Genomic DNA, 16,693 nt, shown 5'->3' on the forward strand with positions numbered 1-16,693 from the left:
TTGGATTGTCGGGATTGACGGATATTCTTAGAATGCAGGGCGTGGCTGAGTGTCTGTCCCCTGTTCCTGTTGGCCGGCCGTAATGATGTTGCGCGCCGCGACGACGTGTTGAATGCCTGAGTCCCCTCAGCGAATCGCGATTCTCGGCGCCACGGGCAGCATCGGCGGCAGCGCGCTGGAAGTTGTCGCCGCGTCGCAGGGTCGACTCCAGGTCGCTGGGTTGACGGCTCATTCGCGATTGACGTTCCTGCTGGAACAAGCTCAGCGTTTTCGCCCAGCGTGGATCATCGGGACCGACGAAACGGTTGCTCAATCGTTCGACTGGACGGGCGCCCCCCCCGCTTGTGTGGTCAAGCGAGGGATGGACGCGGTGATCGAGGCCGTGGCTTCGCCGGACGTGGATGTAGTTCTCGCAGCCATGGTCGGAAGTGCTGGACTGCACGCGACTTGGGCGGCGCTGGCCGCCGGTAAAACGGTCGCCTTGGCGAACAAAGAGACGCTGGTGATGGCCGGCGGGTTGGTGACGGCCTTGGCCCGGCGGACTGGGGCGACCATTGTGCCTGTGGACAGCGAGCATAGTGCGGTGTGGCAGGCGTTACAGGCCGGACGCCGGGCAGAAGTGCGACGGATTGTCCTGACCGCCAGCGGCGGACCGTTCCTGCGGCATTCTTGCGAACAATTATCGAATGTGACGGTCGAAGAAGCATTGGCCCATCCCACATGGACGATGGGGCGTAAGATTACGGTGGACTCGGCGACCATGATGAACAAGGCGCTGGAGATCATCGAAGCCCGGTGGCTGTTCGACCTCGACGTGGACCAAATTGGCGTGGTGATCCATCCACAATCATTGATTCATGGGCTGGTGGAGTTCGTGGACGGCTCGATCGTCGCGCAAATGAGTTGCCCGGATATGCGATTGCCGATCCAATACGCGCTCAACTATCCCGAGCGACGCGAGCAGGTTTCCACGCCGTTCGATTGGTCTCGAGCGACCAGTTTGACGTTGGAACCGCCGGACGAGGAGCGTTTCCCGGCGTTGCGGCTGGGGCGCGAGGCGGCCCGAGTCGGAGGCACGGCGGGCGCGGTGTTGAACGCCGCGAACGAGGCCGCCGTAGCCGGGTTTTTGGAAGGCGAATTACGTTTCAACGAAATTGTGCCGGCGTGCGAACGCGTGCTCGGCCATCACGACTTTGATCCCAATCCGACGCTGGACGATTTGATCCGGCTGGACCGTTGGGCTCGCGAGGAGGTAGTCCGTTGGGCATGTGCATGAACTTGTTGCTGGCGCAAACGTCGTCGGGCATTGACTGGGCGGCGTGGGGCGCGAATATCGGCTACGCCGTGTTGGCGGCGCTCGGCGTCGGCGCGGTGATTTTCATCCACGAACTGGGGCACTTCGCCGTCGCCAAGTGGTGCGGCGTGAAGTGCGAGAAGTTCTACATCGGCTTCGGTAAGCCGCTGGTGAAATTCCAGTGGGGCGAAACCGAGTACGGCATCGGCATGATCCCGCTGGGCGGTTATGTGAAGATGCTGGGCCAGGATGACAATCCCAGTTCGGCGGCCGCGGAAATTGAGCGCGCGCGCCTTGATCAAGGAGGCGGCGCGGAACTGCCGACCTACGACCCGCGCAGCTATATGGCCAAAACGGTGCCGCAGCGGATGGCGATCATTTCGGCCGGCGTGATCATGAATTTGATCTTCGCCGTCGTGGTGGCCTCGGTCGCTTACGGCATTGGCGTCGAAGATTCGCCGTGCAAGGTCGGCGGCACGGTCCCGGGCGGCGGCGCGTGGAAGGCAAACCTGCTGCCGGGCGACACGATCGTGGCGATCAACGGCGAACCGGTGAAGCGTTTCGACGATTTGAAGAGCAAGATTGCGCTGGGCGAACATGACGGCGGCGCGCGGATTCACTTCATCCGTGCCGGCGAGAAAGACGTGCGCGAAGCGATCGTCCAGCCGAACACCAAAGACATCATGCCGATGATCGGCGTGATGATGGCTTTCGAAAACCAATTGCACGAAAAAGAACCGTTTGTTCCGGGATCACCGGCTGCGAATGCAACTCCGCCGTTCGAAAAGGGGGACAAGATCGTCCGGATCGGCGATACGCAAATCAACAGCTACGCCGACGTGCAACGCATTTTGGCTGACGAAGCTTCGAAATCACTGCAAGTCACCGTGCAACGCAAGAAGGCGGTTTCCGAGACCGTCGAAGAGATCACGACGTCGGTTGATCCCGCGCCGCTGCGGACGCTGGGCGTTCAGATGCGACTGGGACCAGTTCGCGCCGTGCAGGACGATTCCCCGGCGGCGGAGGTGGATGTGGTCACGAAGGCCCCGGCGGGCGATCAGCATGTAGGCGCTGCGATCTCCGCACGCGGGCTGCGCGCCGGCGACTTGATCGTTTCAGTCAATGGCCTGGACAACATCGACCCGATGAAACTGCCGGAAATGATGCGGCAATTGGCCGGCATGCCCGTCATGCTCAAGGTGCAGCGGGACGGCGAAAAATTGGACGTGGAGATTACGCCACGTGCCCACACTGCCTTCGAAGGCGCTCAATCGTTTTCTGAGAAAGGCATCTCCGTGCCGGCGTTGGGGATTGTTTGCGAGGTGGTCAATAACATCCAGGCGATCGAGCCGGACAGTAGCGCGGCAAAAGCTGGCTTAAAGCTCAATGACAAGATCGAATGGGTCGAAGCGGTGCCGGCCGATGAGGACGCAGAGGAATCGAATCGACCAGCGGCCACGAACCAAGACGAGGAATACGAGCCGTCCGTCGCCGCTCAACGGCTCAAGAAGGCGCATCGTTTCGGCGAGGGCATCGAGGAACTGGATTGGCCGCTCTTGATGACGTTTGTTCAAGACTTGCGCGACGGAGAGAAGCTGCGCATCAAGGTGGCGAATCGTGAACCGGTCGTGATCGAGCCGTACATTTCCACCGATGAGTTTTACCCGGAGCGTGGCTTCGTCTTTACTAGCGAGAAGTTCACCATTCAGGCGACGTCGTTCCAAGAGGCTTTGGGTTTTGGACTGACGGAAACCTGGAAGCAGTCGACGCGCGTCTACAGCTTTATCAAAGGTTTGATTTACCAGCGCGTGTCGGTGAAAGGCGCGGGCGGGCCCATCACGATCGCCCAAGGCGCGTTCTACCTGGCCGGCAAGGGTTGGAGTCCGTTCTTGATTTTTCTGGTGGCGCTGAGCGCCAACCTGGCGGTCATTAACTTCCTGCCGATTCCGGTGCTCGATGGCGGGCATTTTGTGTTCTTGACGTTGGAAGGCCTGCGCGGCAAGCCGGTCAGCGAGAAGGTGTTTATCGGCTTCACTTATGCCGGACTCGCGTTCCTGTTGATGGTGATGGGCTTTGTGCTTTGGCTCGACGTCTCGCGCATGGTTTCCTGATGCGTTGGCGGGAGTTACTTGGCCCGGCGGCGGAAAACGTCCGGGCCGTTTTGTTCGACGCCGTCGGCACCTTAATCACGCCGACCACGTCGGTCGCCGAGGTTTATTTCGACTTCGGCCAACGGCGCGGTTCACGGCTTGAGACGAAGGAAATCGCGGCTCGCTTTCCGGCCGCCCTGCGCGCTGCGGAGGTCTGCCAAGGACGCAGCGACGAGCGCATCGAGCTCGACCGCTGGCGGGCTGTCGTCCGGCATGTGTTTGACGATCTGCCCGAAACCGAGCCGCTCTTTCGCGAGCTATGGGCCCATTTCGCCGAGCCGCATAGTTGGCGGCTTGTTCCCCGGGCCGTCGAATTACTGGAAGGTCTGATCGCGGAGAATTACCTGGTCGGCGTCGCTTCCAATTTTGACGCGCGGTTGAGGACAGTGCTGAGTGGTCCGAATCGCGTGCCTGCGGCAGTGAATCTTTTCATTTCGTCCGACTTGGGCTGGCAGAAGCCTCACACTGGCTACTTCCGCGGCGTGGAACGGGCGCTGGGATTGTCCCCGCAGGAACTATTGCTGATCGGCGATGATTGGGACAACGACGTCTGCGGCGGCCGAAGCGCTGGGTGGCAGACGATCTGGGTCGCGCCCACGACCTCGGCAGACAGCCCGAGCGTCGCCTCGTTGGCGGAGCTTTGCGACTGATCTTGACCCGTTGCCGGGCATTCAGGAGACTTTTGCCGCCTGGGGGAACCATGCGCGCCCGTGGATGGGTTCTCCGAATCAACACAATCGGCCGCCAAGGATGGCGGAGACCGTTCAGCAACAGGAGTATTGCGATGTCCCAGCGTTATTGGCTGGCCGTGAGTCTGATGTGCACCGCGGCGTTGTTTGGCTGCGGCGATTCGACTGCGCCGACGACCGAGGCGGCCGACTCGTCTGCGATCGAGGCCGAAGGAGCCGTCGAGGCCTCGTCCGGCGATGCAACGACCGGGCCGAAACAGGCGCTGAACGATTTTCTCCGCGCCGTCAAAGCTGGCGACGACGAAGGGGCCGCGGCAATGCTGACCACGGTCGCGCGGCAGAAGACATCCGAAATGGGATTGAACGTCGCCCCGCCGGGAAGCGATACCGCCACGTTCAAGATCAACCAGGTGGAAATGAAGGGGAGCAACGGCGCCTATGTGGCCTGCGCTTGGACCGAGACCGACGCCGAAGGGAATCAATCCACGGACGAAGTCGTGTGGGTGATGGCTCGCGAAGAAGCCGGCTGGCGGATTGCCGGCATGGTGGCCAAGGTGTTTCCTGACATGGCCGCGATCGTCTTCAATTTCGAAAACCCGGAAGACATGATTCGAAAGCAGGAGTCGGCCCAGCAAGAAATGGAGCGCCGAGCCGCCGCAGCGCTCGGAGAATTGACCGGAAATCCCCCCGAAGGTGGCGGTCAAAATGCTGCCGAAACTCCACCTGTTAGCGAAGAAACAGCGACTTCCGCTGGCCGGCCGCGCCGCTAGCGATCGACGCAAATGGTTACTCAGCGAGTAGTTGCGTACTGTTGATAACCAGCCGAAGTTGCCAAGAGACCTCGTCCCACGGGGTCTCTTTTTTTGTGCGCATTTTTTTCACCACACGTGTTGATTGTGTCCTACAGTTGAGCGAAGAGTCGTTGCAGTAAACCCAGAATGCCTGGTCGACCCAGAGGTCACACGTTACCAGGCGGGCGGTTGACAGCATGACTCGAAATGCTAACCTAGCGACCTAGCCTGTGCAGTCGTTACGTCTTGCTTAACCCTCAAGGGCCATGCCTTGGAGGGTCGGTGAGATCGCGGCGGCGGCATCGGCTCGAGGTGGACTCTCCCAGTTTGTGTTGGTCGTCCGGATACGGGGGAGCGGAAAGCATCTCGGACGGCCGACGCGTTTCCAATACCCCTTCGGTACGGTACCTGTTGTTTTTGGAGGATTCGAGGATGAATCGTGCATTGGTTCTTGGCATCGCGATTTTTTGCGCGGTGGTGGGCCTGACCCTCGTGGGCGGGACCAGCAAAGCGGTCGCCGGTCACGGCTGTGGTTGCTCGTGCGACGGCGGATGCAGCGCCTGTGATGGCGGCTGCAGCAGCTCGTGTGACGGTGGCTGCCACAGCAGCTGCCACGGCGGTCTGTTCTCCGGTCGTTGCCACGGCCGTTGCCATGGTCGTTGCCATGGTCGTTGCCATGGTCGTTGCCACGGCCGCTGCCATGGTCGTTGCCATGGTCGTTGCCACGGCGGTTGCAATGGTGGCTGCAACGGCGGAAGCTGCAGCGGCGGTTGCGATGGCGGTTGCCACGGTGGCGAAGTGATCGAAGAAGCCGCTCCGGCGGAAGAAGCCGCTCCGGCTGCCCCGACGGATGCTCGCGTGCGCGGCCTGCGCAGCGGCGCGTTCCGTAGCTAACTTCTCGAACCGATCAACCGGCCTTCCCCGCGAACGGCCGGCAAATATCGGAACTCGCATAAAGAGCCGGGCCCTGTCAAAGGGGCCCGGCTTTTTTGTTGCGCCCCTGGTTGGCGGTGCGGCGCGGAGGAGTAGGCGGGGGTGGGAATGACGAATTTCTAAATCTGAATGTCGAATGAATGACGAATGTTCAAATGTCGAATGGTCCAGAGCGGTAGCCGGGCCTCGAAGAAAATTCGACATTCGTCATTCGGACTTGATTCGACATTCAGATTTAGAAATTCGTCATTCATGACTGCGCTTTATAGCGTTGCTGTGCGTTAGCGCGACGGGGCGGCATTTCATGAAACGGCCCGTGTCGCAGCGTCGATGCTAGCAAGGTCGCATCCGGCTTGCCGCAACCTCTCGCTCGGCATGCGCGTGGCGCGATTCCTCCGCTGGCTTGCATATGCCTGACTCCCCGCAGCCTGCCGTTCGGACGTTGTCCGACAACGCGCGAACAACGATCAGCTTCCTGCTGTTTGTGCATCTGTTCGCGCTCGGCGTGGCGATTCTGTCGAATACCAGCCCGCTGCCAGAACCGGGCGAGGCCGCCCTGCCGGATCTCAAACGGCAGCTGCGACAGGTGCCGGGCGTGGTGCCGTATTTGCTGGCGCTGAACATGGATTACGGCTACATCGGCGGTGATCGCTACCAGGGGGCCGACTACCATCTGACGCACTATACGCCGTGGGACTTGCCGTATCGCATTGAGTTGACGCTCAACCTTCCGGATGGCGGCGGCGAAACGACGGTCGTGATTCCGAATGAAACGCTGCAGCCTCGCCTGCGACGTTTGCGCTACCAGATGCTGGCTTCGCGGACGGCGCGGCTGGAGGGCTTCGACGGGCCGGACGTGCAGATTCCCCATGCCGTCGCGACTCACTATGTGAATCTGTTCCAGGCGACCGGGGGACGGCTGCGTTGCCTCGCGGAGTTCGAGCGGCCGATGTTGGAATTGAACAATTTCAATCCTTCCATGGCGCAAGAGCTTCCGGCGCTTCCGACGAATACAGTGCTTGATCTTTATGTGCTCGTCGCGAATGGTAAAGTCTCGCTGTTGAATGCGGAGTCGGCCCGCGACGCGGCGGCGCCTTCCACGACATCCAACGGGGCGGAGGGTGAAGGTACAACGCCGCCCGCGGCGCCTGACATGACCGTGCGGCCCGACGTCCAATAGTCCATGGAGCTGAGGGCGCGATGCGCAACGCCATTTTAGAATACTTCCACCAATTTCTGTCCGGCGAGGCCTGGAATCAGTTCTGGTACGAAGCCCGGGACGCGCGAGTGATTTCGCTGATGCGGATCGGCGTTGGCGCGATCGCGTTATTCGCGCTGCTCTGCTACACGCCGGACTTGATCAAGTTCTTCGGGCCATCGGGTTTGTTGCCGGCGAATACCGTTCGCGCGGTGATGTTCGCCGAAGAGGCGACGCCGGACAAGCCGTCGTTCTTGTACGGCAGCTTCCTGATGTCGTTCAATTACCTCGCCTGGTTCGAAAACGAACCGGCGATGTTATGGGGCGCTCACGGAGTCGGTATCGCCATCTTGCTCGCGTTTGTCGTGGGGCTCAAAACCCGCGTGACGTCGGTGTTGGCGCTGATCGTCACGTTGACTTATATCCACCGCGGGCAGGTGCTCAATGCGCAGTTGGAACCCATCGTCTCGATGGTAATGGCTTATCTGTGCCTGGGGCCCTGCGGCGCGTATTACTCTGTCGACCGCTGTCTGCAGTTGCGAAAGCAACCACTCGCCAAGGTTGAACCGAGCATCGGCGCGAACATCGCCACGCGGCTCCTGCAGATTCACTTGTCGGCGATCTACGTGATGATGGCGTTCGGCAAGTTGGTTCGATTGGGCGTGGCCGACGGCGCGGTCTGGTGGTCGGGCGACGCCGTGTGGTGGTTGATCGCCAAGCCGGGCGGGAGCCTGGTCGACTTGACGTGGTTGCACTCGCATCCTTATATGATCGACGCCTGGACGCAGGCGATCGTGTTCTTCGAGCTGGGCTTTGGGATCTTCGTCTGGAAGCGCTGGGCGCGCCCGGCGTTGCTCGTGTTGGCCGTGCCAATGTGGCTGAGCCTGGCGGTGCTGACAGGGTTGATCCCGTGGTGTCTGATGATGCTCGTGGCGAACCTGGCGTTCGTGCGGCCGGATGATTGTTGTGGCGCTGGGCACGCGCCGCGGCCGGCGCTGTGAATGAACGCAGAGCGCGGGTGAGGTAGCTGTTGAGAGTTTGGTCCGCAATTTGTATCGCGGCGTCCACTCTCCCTCGCTGGCGCTATGGGCTGGTGATTCGTCACGCTTCGATTTTTTGAATAGTTGAGAACGGCGGGTGCCTGGGGCTGCGGCGTGCGAATGCCGCGGCCAAGCCGTATCAACGGGGGCATCGTTTCGACTTGTTGATCAACTCAACGATGCCCAACAAAGATGGACCATTGTGAACGTGATGTTAGTGCCCCTGCCCCAGGCACCCAAGCTTTTCGGCTGTTGATTAATCGCGGCGGTCGGCGTGCTTGCTCGTGGTTGTACAGGTGTCGGCGACGCGGCCGGTGGAGTCGATGGCGACGTGGAAGCGGTCGTCACCTTCCAGGCGATGTACCGTCATGTGGTACGCCTCGCTGACGGCGGCCAGGTAGGGGCGTTCTTCCGGCGTTTTCGGCGTGCGCAGTTGCCCCCAGGAGCCGTCGCCGAGGTAGAGCACGCCGTTTTTGTCTTTGAGACCCCCGGCCATGCGGTGGGTGCGTTTGAAGGTGTGATCGTGGTGCTCCAGCACCAGGTCGACGTTGTATCGCTCAAACAGCGGCGACCAGTATTTGCGGTTTTCCTCGCCGGTGCCGTACTCGCCGTTTTCTCCTTCCGGCGCGCGATACGACGGATAAGCCGGCACGTGATTGGCGACGATCAGGTGTTGTTTGTCCTGACGCGCGGCGAGCGTTTGCTCCAGCCACGAGGTTTGTTCACCGCCGATGGGGGCGATGTGGCCTGAGTCCAAGAGGACGAAGCTCAGGTAGTCGCCGATATCGAGCACGCCGTACGGCCTGTCGCCGAAGAAGCCATCGAACACGCTCAGATAATGTGGTGCGCGTACGTTGGCGGGCCCTTGCTTGTCATTGCATTCGTGGTTGCTGATGCAGGAGATCATCGGAATCAAGCGTCCCGTCGGGTCGATCATCTGCCGGCTGTAGTTGCGCAGGAACGTGAGAAACGTTTCGGGCGAATCGCCGTTGTCGTACGCGAGGTCGCCGCCGAGCAGAGCAAAGTACGGTTCCTGTTTTGCGGCCAGGGCGTTCGTCGCGACCGCGTGTTCATTGGTGCCGCAATCGCCGCCGGAGACGAATTGGATGGTGTTCGTCGACGTCGCCGGCATGGTGCGGAAGCGATAGGTCGCGCTGCCGCCGTTAATGCGGAATTGGTACTCGCTGCCGGGCGCCAGGCCAGACAATTCGCAGCGATGCACTTTGAGATCGGTATCGGGAAACGGACGCAGTTCCGTGGGTTGCGACTGGAAGTTGTCGGAGTTCAACGCGCTGAACGAGATCTGATCGGCGCCAGAGTCGGGGCCGATCCATTGGATGGCCATCGTCGTCGTGGGATCGCGCTGCCAGGTGAGGAACAGCCCATCCGGCGCGGCGGTCGAGTCGATGGCGGGCGCTTCCTGGCCGACAGCTCGTTGACCCAAAGTGAGGGCGGCTGCCATGCCTCCCAGCGACGCGCCGAGGAAACTTCTGCGATCCAATCCGGACATGGCGGGAACCTGGAGAGAACTGCTGGCGGGCGGGGATGTTCAGCGTTTACGCTCGCGGGCGAAGCGAATGCGGCACCCTTGGGCGTAGGTTTCGGCGGTCTCGGGCGTCTTGCCTTGGAGGACAGCCTGGAAGGCGTCTTCGAGGTAGTGCTTCGTGACCATCGCCGGATCGTCATTATCGTCCATGCCGCCCAGGTAAGCTAGTTGGCGCTCCTTGTTCAGCAGGAAAAACTCCGGTGTGCCCGTGGCGCCGAAGTCTTTGGCGATTTGCTGCGTGTCATCGTAGAGGTACGCAAAGGGGAATTTCTCTTGTTCCGCCCGTTCTTTCATTTTCGGCAGGCTGTCCTCGGCGACACGATTGACGTTGATCGCCACGACCACGACGTCGTCCGCGTGGGTGCGGGCGAAGTCCGCGATGCGGCCTTCGTATTTCACCGCCACGGGACAACTGTTGCAGGTGAAGACGACGAGGACCAGCTTGTCCTCCGGCAGATCTGCCAGGGCGTGTTCTTTGTCGTCGACGCCAGGCAGATTCTTCCAGGCCGGCGCGGCGTCGCCGACGCTGAGAACTTTGTTGAATTCGCCGGCGTGGGCGGTGGAGGCGAACAGCGCGAGAACTAGGAAGAGCTTGCGCATAGTGCGATCTCGGCGGAGGTTGGATGTAGTTCGTGTCGCCCCATTGGGGCTCAATCAATACTATGCCGCACGCTTTCCAGGGGTTTGCACCCCTGGCTATTGTCGGTCGCCCCTTTGGGGCTTTTCTTGCTTCGGACGCAAAATCGGGGCGCGGTTCTTGCCGCGCCCCGATTGTTTGCGGACCAGTTCAATATCGTACGTTACGGCAGGTCGATGGTTTGGAGATCGACGCCGGCGTCGGTTTTGATGAGGACGACGGCGCGCTTGGCGTCGAGCTTGTCGAGTTGTTCGACGCCTTTCAATTCGGCGATCGTCTCGAACGGTTGGCCGGCGGTGTTGCCATCCGGCACCGGTTCGTCGAGTCCCGCGTTTTCTTGCAGTTTCTCCGTGCTGATCTTCATCACGCCGCGAGCGCTGTTGGACATCAGGACGAAAGTCTTGCCGTCCTGCTCGTAGACGATCATGTCGAGCGGGCGGTTCTGGTTGCCCAGTTCAGCGACGGTGGTGCCGCGGACTTTCTCGCCCGACGCGATGTCGTTCAACGGGAACTTGACCAGCGGCGTGCAGGTGAAGCCGGCCAAGAGGACCGGTTCGCCGTCGATCATCAGCGGGGCGAACGCCCGCACGACGGCGTCGTCTTCCACGCGGCCGTGGGCGGCGTGATAGATTTCGACGTTCGTGCCCTTTTCCTTATCCGCGAACGGGAAGAACAGTTCGCGGACCGTTGACGACGCTTCGTTACTCGTCAGACCGGAGATGTAGAGCTTGCCTTCGGCGAACGTCAGGTCGGTGATCGAGTCGTCGCGGGGATCGCCGCGGCGGCCTTGAGCGCTCGCCGGAGCACCGGCCAAATCGACGCGGGAGTGGCGGACGTTCGTCAGCGGGAACACGGTGATGGCGCCCTTCGTGTCGATGCGCATCAGGACCGGCTGGGCTGGTTCGCCGACGGCGACGTTCAGGTAGGCGTTGCCGCTGGCGGGGTTGATCGCCAGATCGGCGATGCGGAACTTGGACGGGTCCGCGCCGAGTTCCTCGGCCAGTTTCATGTTGGCGTTCGGTAAATCGAAGGTCGCTTGCGTCGGATCGCCTGCTTCGTCATCGGTGGCGATGGCCACGACGGCGGCGGCTTTGGGATCGCCGATGAACAGAATGCCGTTGGGGCCGAACACCATTGGTCCAGCCGAAGTGAGCGTCACGGCGCCTTCTTTGAGACCCCAGGGATCGGCGGCAAGGGACGATTGTGCCGCGCTGAGGATCAACCCCAGGGCGGCCAGTCCGGTCAAACAGATTTTTCGCATGGCAGGTTTCCTTTCGTGGGCCGGATCGGAATGAAACGCGGACGACGGCGAGTGTTCACGGCTGAGCGGCCGAAGTGGTTTGGTCCCGGTAGTGTACCCGATTCAATGCTGGGGGAAACTTGTTTCGGGATGACTTCCTGTACGCGTCAATTTGCGTACTTGATCGCGCCGCGTCTCGGAGCCGAGAATGGCGGTTTGGCGACCAGTTCCCTTGCCACGAGGTCAGCGCGCGGATGTCCCCACTCGCAGTCGACCCGCTCAGCCTGATTCAACCCCGGCGCAAGGTCGAAGGTATCTCGGCAATTTTGCTGCCGTTCGATTCCGGCGGCGCGATCGACTGGCCGGCGTTTCGCGCCCATGCCGAACGCACCTGGGCGGCGGGACTGACGCCGGCCGTGAATATGGACACCGGTTATGTGAACTTGCTCGCGCCAGCGGAACGGCTGCGGGTGTTGGAGGAAGCGCGATCCGTCGCCGCAGGACGATTATTTGTGGCGGGGGCGTTTGTGGGCGATCAATCGGGTGCGCCGTTCGACCGCGATGCCTACGGCCAGGCGATGGACGCCATCACTCGTCACGGCGGGACGCCGGTCGTTTTTCAATCGTTCGGGCTTACGCAACAGGGCGACGACGCACTGATCGAAAGCTATGAATCGCTTGGCAAGCTTTGCGACCGCTGGATCGGCTTCGAATTAGGGACCATGTTCGCGCCGTTCGGGCGGATTTATTCACTCGACGTGTATCGGCGGCTGATGGAGATTCCATCCTGCGCCGGCGCGAAGCATTCTTCGTTAAGCCGGGAGTTGGAATGGCAGCGTCTGGTGTTGCGAAACCAAGTGCGGCCGGAGTTTCGCGTCTATACCGGGAACGATCTCGCCATCGACATGATCATGTACGGCAGCGACTACCTGCTGGGGTTGAGTACGTTCGCGCCGGACTTGTTCGCGCGGCGGGACGCCTTTTGGGCGGCGGGCGATCTTGCGTTCTACGAGTTGAACGACACGCTGCAATACCTTGGCAACTTGACGTTCCGCGTGCCGACGCCGGCGTACAAACACTCGGCGGCGATGTTCCTGCACTTGCGCGGTTGGGTTGCATCCGATCGCACCCATGCGGGGAGCGCCATCCGGCCGGCGAGCGATCGAGCGATCTTGGCTGAGATTGGCGCCCGCCTCGGCATCGAAATTGCCGACGCATAGGGTGCGCGAAAACTGTGTCGGCGACGTGCATCGTGGATTCCGCCCGATTATGATGAGCGAGGGGAAATCAGGGAGGACCGATGCTGTATTTGATTCGCCACGCCTGGGCCGGCCAACACGGCGATCCGCGCTGGCCGGATGACAATCTGCGCCCGCTCACGAAGGATGGCAAGAAACGCTTCAAGGCGGTCGTTGAACGGCTGCTGGCCGCGGGCTTTGCGCCGGAGTTAATCGCGACGAGCCCGTTGGTGCGCGCGCGGGAAACCGCGGATGTCATCGTCCGTGTGCTGCCGGAGGAGCCGGAGTTGATTGAGCTGGAGGAACTTGCGCCGGGCTCGCAGCTCGATCGGCTGATCGCCTGGACGAATCAGCAATCCCGGGGACGCGACGTGGCCTGGGTGGGGCACGCGCCGGATATCAGTATGTGGGCCGGCGGGTTACTGGGCGCGGCGCCGAGCGCAATCGCCTTCGGCAAGGGCGCGGTGGCGGCGCTGGAATTTGGAGACCGCATCGAACGCGCGAATGGCGAACTCTGCTGGCTGGCAACGGCGAAGCTGCTGGGGGAATAGTTCTCTTGCTCGGCAACGGTGAGTGTGGAGAGTCACTTCGGAAGGCACGGAGGGAGTATGGTTGTAGGCAAGTGAGGTAAGTAAGTAGGCGAAGCCCCTGGTCGCCTGCAGTCGCTAATGCGACGCACGCACCATCCCCCCTCATGCGTTCCCTTCCTCTTTTCCACAATGCGTCTCCGCGCCTCAGCGGTTCAAGGGTTTTTGCCCTCACTTCTCCCCGTATCCTCCGTGCTGTGGTGAACTCTCGCAAGAGTCTCTTTTCAGCTTCTGGCGTATGAATGCGTGCGCGCCCTCATCTGACAAGGCGCGAACCTTGGTGCGCCCCTAGGCGTCCGTAGCGTCACGCCGCACAATGGGAGGTTTGCATTGCTTCCCCGGGGATGACGCGCGACGATGGCTGAACTGAAGATTACTCGGATTGACGCCGGAACTGCGAATTGGCGCGTTCAACTAGCGGAACTGCGCGCCCGGCTCAGTCCGGCCGGCAACGTGGTCAGCGAGGCTGGTCGCCAGCGGACGATCGATGTCTTTGGCGAGCCGCTTTCGCCGACGCAGGTGGTCGAAAAGATCTGCGGCGATGTCCAATCCCAAGGGCTGCCGGCGGTGCTGGATTATTCGCGGCGCATCGATCGCGCAACGACGACTGCCGAGACGTTGCGCGTGCCGGCCGCGGAACTGGCCGCGGCGCATCGAAGTGTAGCCACAGCGTTCCTGGATTCGGTGCGCCGCATTCGCGAGAATATTCGTGCGTTTCAATCAGCGATTTTGCATGTGGATGTTCGCGTTGAGCGACCGCATGGCGGGTATCTGCGACAGCGCTATTTGCCGCTTTCTCGAGTGGGCTTATGCGTGCCCGGCGGGGCGGCGGCGTATCCGTCGACAGTCTTGATGACCGCCGTGCCGGCGCAGGTGGCCGGGGTGAAGGAGTTGGCGGTCATTGCGCCGCCGACGCCCTTCGGCGCGTTCAATCGGGAACTGCTGGCGACCTGTCATGAGTTGGGCATCACCGAGGTCTATCGCCTCGGCGGCGCGCAAGGCGTCGCGGCGCTGGCGTATGGCGTGGATGGCATTCCGCGCGTGGACAAAATCGTCGGGCCCGGCAATTTGTTTGTCGCGCTGGCCAAGCGGCATGTGTATGGCACGGTGGATATTGATTCCATTGCCGGGCCGAGCGAAGTGGTGGTGCTGGCGGATGAATCGACGCGGCCGGATTTCACCGCCGCCGATATGCTCGCGCAGGCGGAACACGCGCCGGGGTCGAGCATTCTGATTACCTGGAGCGCGCAGGTGCTCGAAGCCACGGCGATGGAATTGTTGCGGCAGACGCAGCAGCTTTCGCGCGGCGATTTGGCGTTGCAGAGCCTGAACGATTTCGGCGCGTTGATCCTCGTCAAGAGCTCCGACGAGGCGTGCCAACTGGCGGACGAGATCGCGCCGGAGCATCTGCATATCGCCACCGATAACGCCGAGGCGTTGCTGGAAAAAATCCCGCACGCCGGCGCGGCGTTTTTGGGGAATCACACGCCCGTGGCGTTGGGCGACTACGTCGCCGGGCCTTCGCACGTCTTGCCGACCGGCGGGACGGCGCGCTTCGCCAGCGGCTTGTGTGCGAATGATTTTCTGCGCCGCACGAGCGTAATTCACTACACCGCCGCGGGACTCGCGGCCGCGGCGGACGATGTGCGGATGTTGGCCGATACCGAGGGACTGACCGCGCATCGCGCGAGCGTTGATATTCGCACCGCGGTAGAACCGTAGGCATCATCTCCGAGCTTCGTGGGGAAAAAAGCCCAGGGCAGGCACTCGGAGTCGATCCATGAGGTCCGACTTTGGCGGCCTGCCCTGGGCTTGGACAGCGCGGGACGAATTGCTGACAATGATGGGATGAACTCCGACGCAAAAGCACCGGCGTTGTTAAGCGGCTTAATGCGTCCCACGGCGTTTGCGCATCCTGTCGGCGAGCTGCGGTTGTTGGAAACGCACATCTCGTGGGTCGTGCTGACTGGCGAATTCGCTTACAAAATCAAGAAGCCGGTACGGTTCAATTTCGTCGATTACTCGACGTTGGAGTTGCGCCGTGCATGTTGCGAGGAAGAGTTAAGGCTCAATCGCCGCCTGGCGCCGGAGCTGTACCTCGACGTCGTGCCGATCGTCGGGCCTCCGGAGCGATGTACGGTCGGCCGAGATGGCGAGCCGATCGAGTATGCGGTGCGAATGCGGGAGTTCGATCAGCGATCGCTGCTGGCGGACGCAATGCTGGCTGGCAAGACCTCCGCACGTCATTTCCGCGACTTCGGCCGGCAATTAGCGGAGTTCCATGAATCACTGCGGATTGCCGCCCCGCCGGCTGGATTGGGCACACCGGGACAAATTGCGAAAAACGTCGGCGATGTGTTCGAACTGCTGCGCGCGCATGCGCCTGCTTCGCAATCCAAAACCGTCGCGGAACTCGACACGTGGCGACGCGAGCAAGAACAGACTTTGGCCGAGACCTTCTGCGATCGTCTGAAAAGCGGCTTCGTGCGCGAGTGCCATGGCGACTTGCATCTGGGGAATTTGCTACTGTGGAATGATCGGATCACGGCCTTCGACGGGATTGAGTTCAATCCGTCGCTGCGGTGGATCGACGTGCTCAGCGAGGCGGCGTTTTTGTTCATGGACCTGGAAGCGGAACGGCGCCGCGACGTCGCCTATGAATTCCTGAACACTTATTTGGAAGTTACCGGCGACTACGCGGGAATGGCCCTGTTGCCGTACTACATTGCCTACCGCGCAGCGGTGCGCGCGGCGGTGACGCTGCTGCGCGGCGGACAAGTGACGGACGCAGGGGAACTCGCCGCGCTGCGCGGTACGGCGGAGCGCTATCTCGGAGAAGCAAGACGCTGGCGCGAACGGCCGACGCCGTGGCTGTGGATCATGCACGGCGTTTCAGGCAGTGGAAAGACGGCAGTGTCGTCCGAACTTGCTGGCAAACACGGCGCGATTCGTATTCGTTCCGATGTGGAACGGAAACGCTTGTTCGGCGTGCGCGGCGAGGCGCCGGCGGAGGCTTATGCCGAATCGGCCTCGCAGGCGACGTATTGCCGGCTGGAGGCGCTGGCGGAGACGTTGCTCGCGGCGGGCTTCGCGGTCATCGTCGACGCCACTTTCCTGCGGCGCGCTGAGCGCCGGCGTTTCCAGGACTTGGTCGAGCGGATGGCTGTGTCATTCAAGATTTGGGCATGCCGCGCGCCGCGTGACGAATTGGTACGTCGGATCGAGGCCCGGCGGAACGATGCGTCGGACGCCACGCTCGAAGTTCTCGATGCGCAACTGCGCACAATCGAGCCGCTGGATGAGGAAGAGGCGGCACTGAGCGTGACTTGTTGGTCGACAGGATCGTGACA

The 16,693-nt window shown here is 61.7% G+C and carries 14 protein-coding genes; 11 read left to right on the forward strand and 3 right to left on the reverse strand.

All coding sequences use genetic code 11. The annotated features are described in order from the left end of the window. Nucleotides 1–112 precede the first annotated feature (112 nt). From dxr to SGJ19_17100, 7 genes are all read left to right on the forward strand, one after another. A complete protein-coding gene (gene dxr / locus SGJ19_17070) occupies nt 113–1,276 on the forward strand; it encodes a 1-deoxy-D-xylulose-5-phosphate reductoisomerase (protein ID MDZ4781962.1) in 1,164 nt (387 codons plus the stop codon). Beyond that, nucleotides 1,267–3,405, forward strand: coding sequence for an RIP metalloprotease RseP (gene rseP / locus SGJ19_17075; protein MDZ4781963.1), 2,139 nt, complete (start codon nt 1,267–1,269; stop codon nt 3,403–3,405). Before dxr ends, rseP begins: the two co-directional genes overlap by 10 nt. Beyond that, the gene (locus SGJ19_17080; protein MDZ4781964.1) at nt 3,405–4,094 is read left to right on the forward strand and encodes an HAD-IA family hydrolase; all 690 of its coding nucleotides are present in this window, start codon (nt 3,405–3,407) and stop codon (nt 4,092–4,094) included. Before rseP ends, SGJ19_17080 begins: the two co-directional genes overlap by 1 nt. Before the next feature lie 134 nt (nt 4,095–4,228). Further along, on the forward strand, nt 4,229–4,903 hold the full coding sequence (locus SGJ19_17085; GenBank protein MDZ4781965.1) for a hypothetical protein: 675 nt from the start codon (nt 4,229–4,231) through the stop codon (nt 4,901–4,903). A 586-nt stretch (nt 4,904–5,489) separates the two neighbouring features. Then, nucleotides 5,490–5,726: a hypothetical protein gene (locus tag SGJ19_17090; protein ID MDZ4781966.1), complete on the forward strand. Its 237-nt coding sequence runs from the start codon at nt 5,490–5,492 to the stop codon at nt 5,724–5,726. A gap of 540 nt (nt 5,727–6,266) precedes the next feature. Beyond that, nucleotides 6,267–7,037, forward strand: a complete 771-nt coding sequence (locus SGJ19_17095; protein ID MDZ4781967.1) for a hypothetical protein — start codon at nt 6,267–6,269, stop codon at nt 7,035–7,037. A gap of 20 nt (nt 7,038–7,057) precedes the next feature. Next, the gene (locus tag SGJ19_17100; GenBank protein ID MDZ4781968.1) at nt 7,058–8,056 is read left to right on the forward strand and encodes a hypothetical protein; all 999 of its coding nucleotides are present in this window, start codon (nt 7,058–7,060) and stop codon (nt 8,054–8,056) included. Nucleotides 8,057–8,351: 295 nt separating this feature from the next. On the opposite strand, the gene SGJ19_17105 is transcribed toward SGJ19_17100, so the two are convergent. The 3 genes from SGJ19_17105 to SGJ19_17115 all read right to left on the reverse strand — a co-directional run bounded on the left by SGJ19_17105 (nt 8,352) and on the right by SGJ19_17115 (nt 11,539). Continuing rightward, nucleotides 8,352–9,605: a metallophosphoesterase family protein gene (locus tag SGJ19_17105; GenBank protein MDZ4781969.1), complete on the reverse strand. Its 1,254-nt coding sequence runs from the start codon at nt 9,603–9,605 to the stop codon at nt 8,352–8,354. A 39-nt stretch (nt 9,606–9,644) separates the two neighbouring features. Continuing rightward, nucleotides 9,645–10,241: a thioredoxin family protein gene (locus tag SGJ19_17110; protein MDZ4781970.1), complete on the reverse strand. Its 597-nt coding sequence runs from the start codon at nt 10,239–10,241 to the stop codon at nt 9,645–9,647. Between the two features lie 200 nt (nt 10,242–10,441). Beyond that, the gene (locus tag SGJ19_17115; protein MDZ4781971.1) at nt 10,442–11,539 is read right to left on the reverse strand and encodes a hypothetical protein; all 1,098 of its coding nucleotides are present in this window, start codon (nt 11,537–11,539) and stop codon (nt 10,442–10,444) included. Between the two features lie 233 nt (nt 11,540–11,772). Between SGJ19_17115 and SGJ19_17120 the strand changes: the two genes are divergently transcribed. The 4 genes from SGJ19_17120 (at nt 11,773) to SGJ19_17135 (ending at nt 16,691) form a co-directional block, all read left to right on the forward strand. Next, nucleotides 11,773–12,738: a dihydrodipicolinate synthase family protein gene (locus SGJ19_17120; protein MDZ4781972.1), complete on the forward strand. Its 966-nt coding sequence runs from the start codon at nt 11,773–11,775 to the stop codon at nt 12,736–12,738. A gap of 80 nt (nt 12,739–12,818) precedes the next feature. Continuing rightward, nucleotides 12,819–13,307, forward strand: coding sequence for a phosphohistidine phosphatase SixA (sixA, locus tag SGJ19_17125; GenBank protein ID MDZ4781973.1), 489 nt, complete (start codon nt 12,819–12,821; stop codon nt 13,305–13,307). Nucleotides 13,308–13,700: 393 nt separating this feature from the next. Then, the gene (hisD, locus tag SGJ19_17130; GenBank protein ID MDZ4781974.1) at nt 13,701–15,065 is read left to right on the forward strand and encodes a histidinol dehydrogenase; all 1,365 of its coding nucleotides are present in this window, start codon (nt 13,701–13,703) and stop codon (nt 15,063–15,065) included. 126 nt (nt 15,066–15,191) lie between these two features. Beyond that, on the forward strand, nt 15,192–16,691 hold the full coding sequence (locus SGJ19_17135; GenBank protein MDZ4781975.1) for an AAA family ATPase: 1,500 nt from the start codon (nt 15,192–15,194) through the stop codon (nt 16,689–16,691). Nucleotides 16,692–16,693: the final 2 nt, after the last annotated feature.

This window comes from Planctomycetia bacterium, from assembly GCA_034440135.1.
Lineage (GTDB): Bacteria > Planctomycetota > Planctomycetia > Pirellulales > JALHLM01 > JALHLM01.

Bases quoted from the DNA above. Each gene is read 5' to 3' on its own strand.
- dxr (MDZ4781962.1), top strand. From the start codon at position 113: ATGCCTGAGTCCCCTCAGCGAATCGCGATTCTCGGCGCCACGGGCAGC.
- rseP (MDZ4781963.1), top strand. From the start codon at position 1,267: ATGTGCATGAACTTGTTGCTGGCGCAAACGTCGTCGGGCATTGACTGG.
- SGJ19_17080 (MDZ4781964.1), top strand. From the start codon at position 3,405: ATGCGTTGGCGGGAGTTACTTGGCCCGGCGGCGGAAAACGTCCGGGCC.
- SGJ19_17085 (MDZ4781965.1), top strand. From the start codon at position 4,229: ATGTCCCAGCGTTATTGGCTGGCCGTGAGTCTGATGTGCACCGCGGCG.
- SGJ19_17090 (MDZ4781966.1), top strand. From the start codon at position 5,490: ATGGCGGCTGCAGCAGCTCGTGTGACGGTGGCTGCCACAGCAGCTGCC.
- SGJ19_17095 (MDZ4781967.1), top strand. From the start codon at position 6,267: ATGCCTGACTCCCCGCAGCCTGCCGTTCGGACGTTGTCCGACAACGCG.
- SGJ19_17100 (MDZ4781968.1), top strand. From the start codon at position 7,058: ATGCGCAACGCCATTTTAGAATACTTCCACCAATTTCTGTCCGGCGAG.
- SGJ19_17105 (MDZ4781969.1), bottom strand. From the start codon at position 9,605: ATGTCCGGATTGGATCGCAGAAGTTTCCTCGGCGCGTCGCTGGGAGGC.
- SGJ19_17110 (MDZ4781970.1), bottom strand. From the start codon at position 10,241: ATGCGCAAGCTCTTCCTAGTTCTCGCGCTGTTCGCCTCCACCGCCCAC.
- SGJ19_17115 (MDZ4781971.1), bottom strand. From the start codon at position 11,539: ATGCGAAAAATCTGTTTGACCGGACTGGCCGCCCTGGGGTTGATCCTC.
- SGJ19_17120 (MDZ4781972.1), top strand. From the start codon at position 11,773: ATGTCCCCACTCGCAGTCGACCCGCTCAGCCTGATTCAACCCCGGCGC.
- sixA (MDZ4781973.1), top strand. From the start codon at position 12,819: ATGCTGTATTTGATTCGCCACGCCTGGGCCGGCCAACACGGCGATCCG.
- hisD (MDZ4781974.1), top strand. From the start codon at position 13,701: ATGGCTGAACTGAAGATTACTCGGATTGACGCCGGAACTGCGAATTGG.
- SGJ19_17135 (MDZ4781975.1), top strand. From the start codon at position 15,192: ATGAACTCCGACGCAAAAGCACCGGCGTTGTTAAGCGGCTTAATGCGT.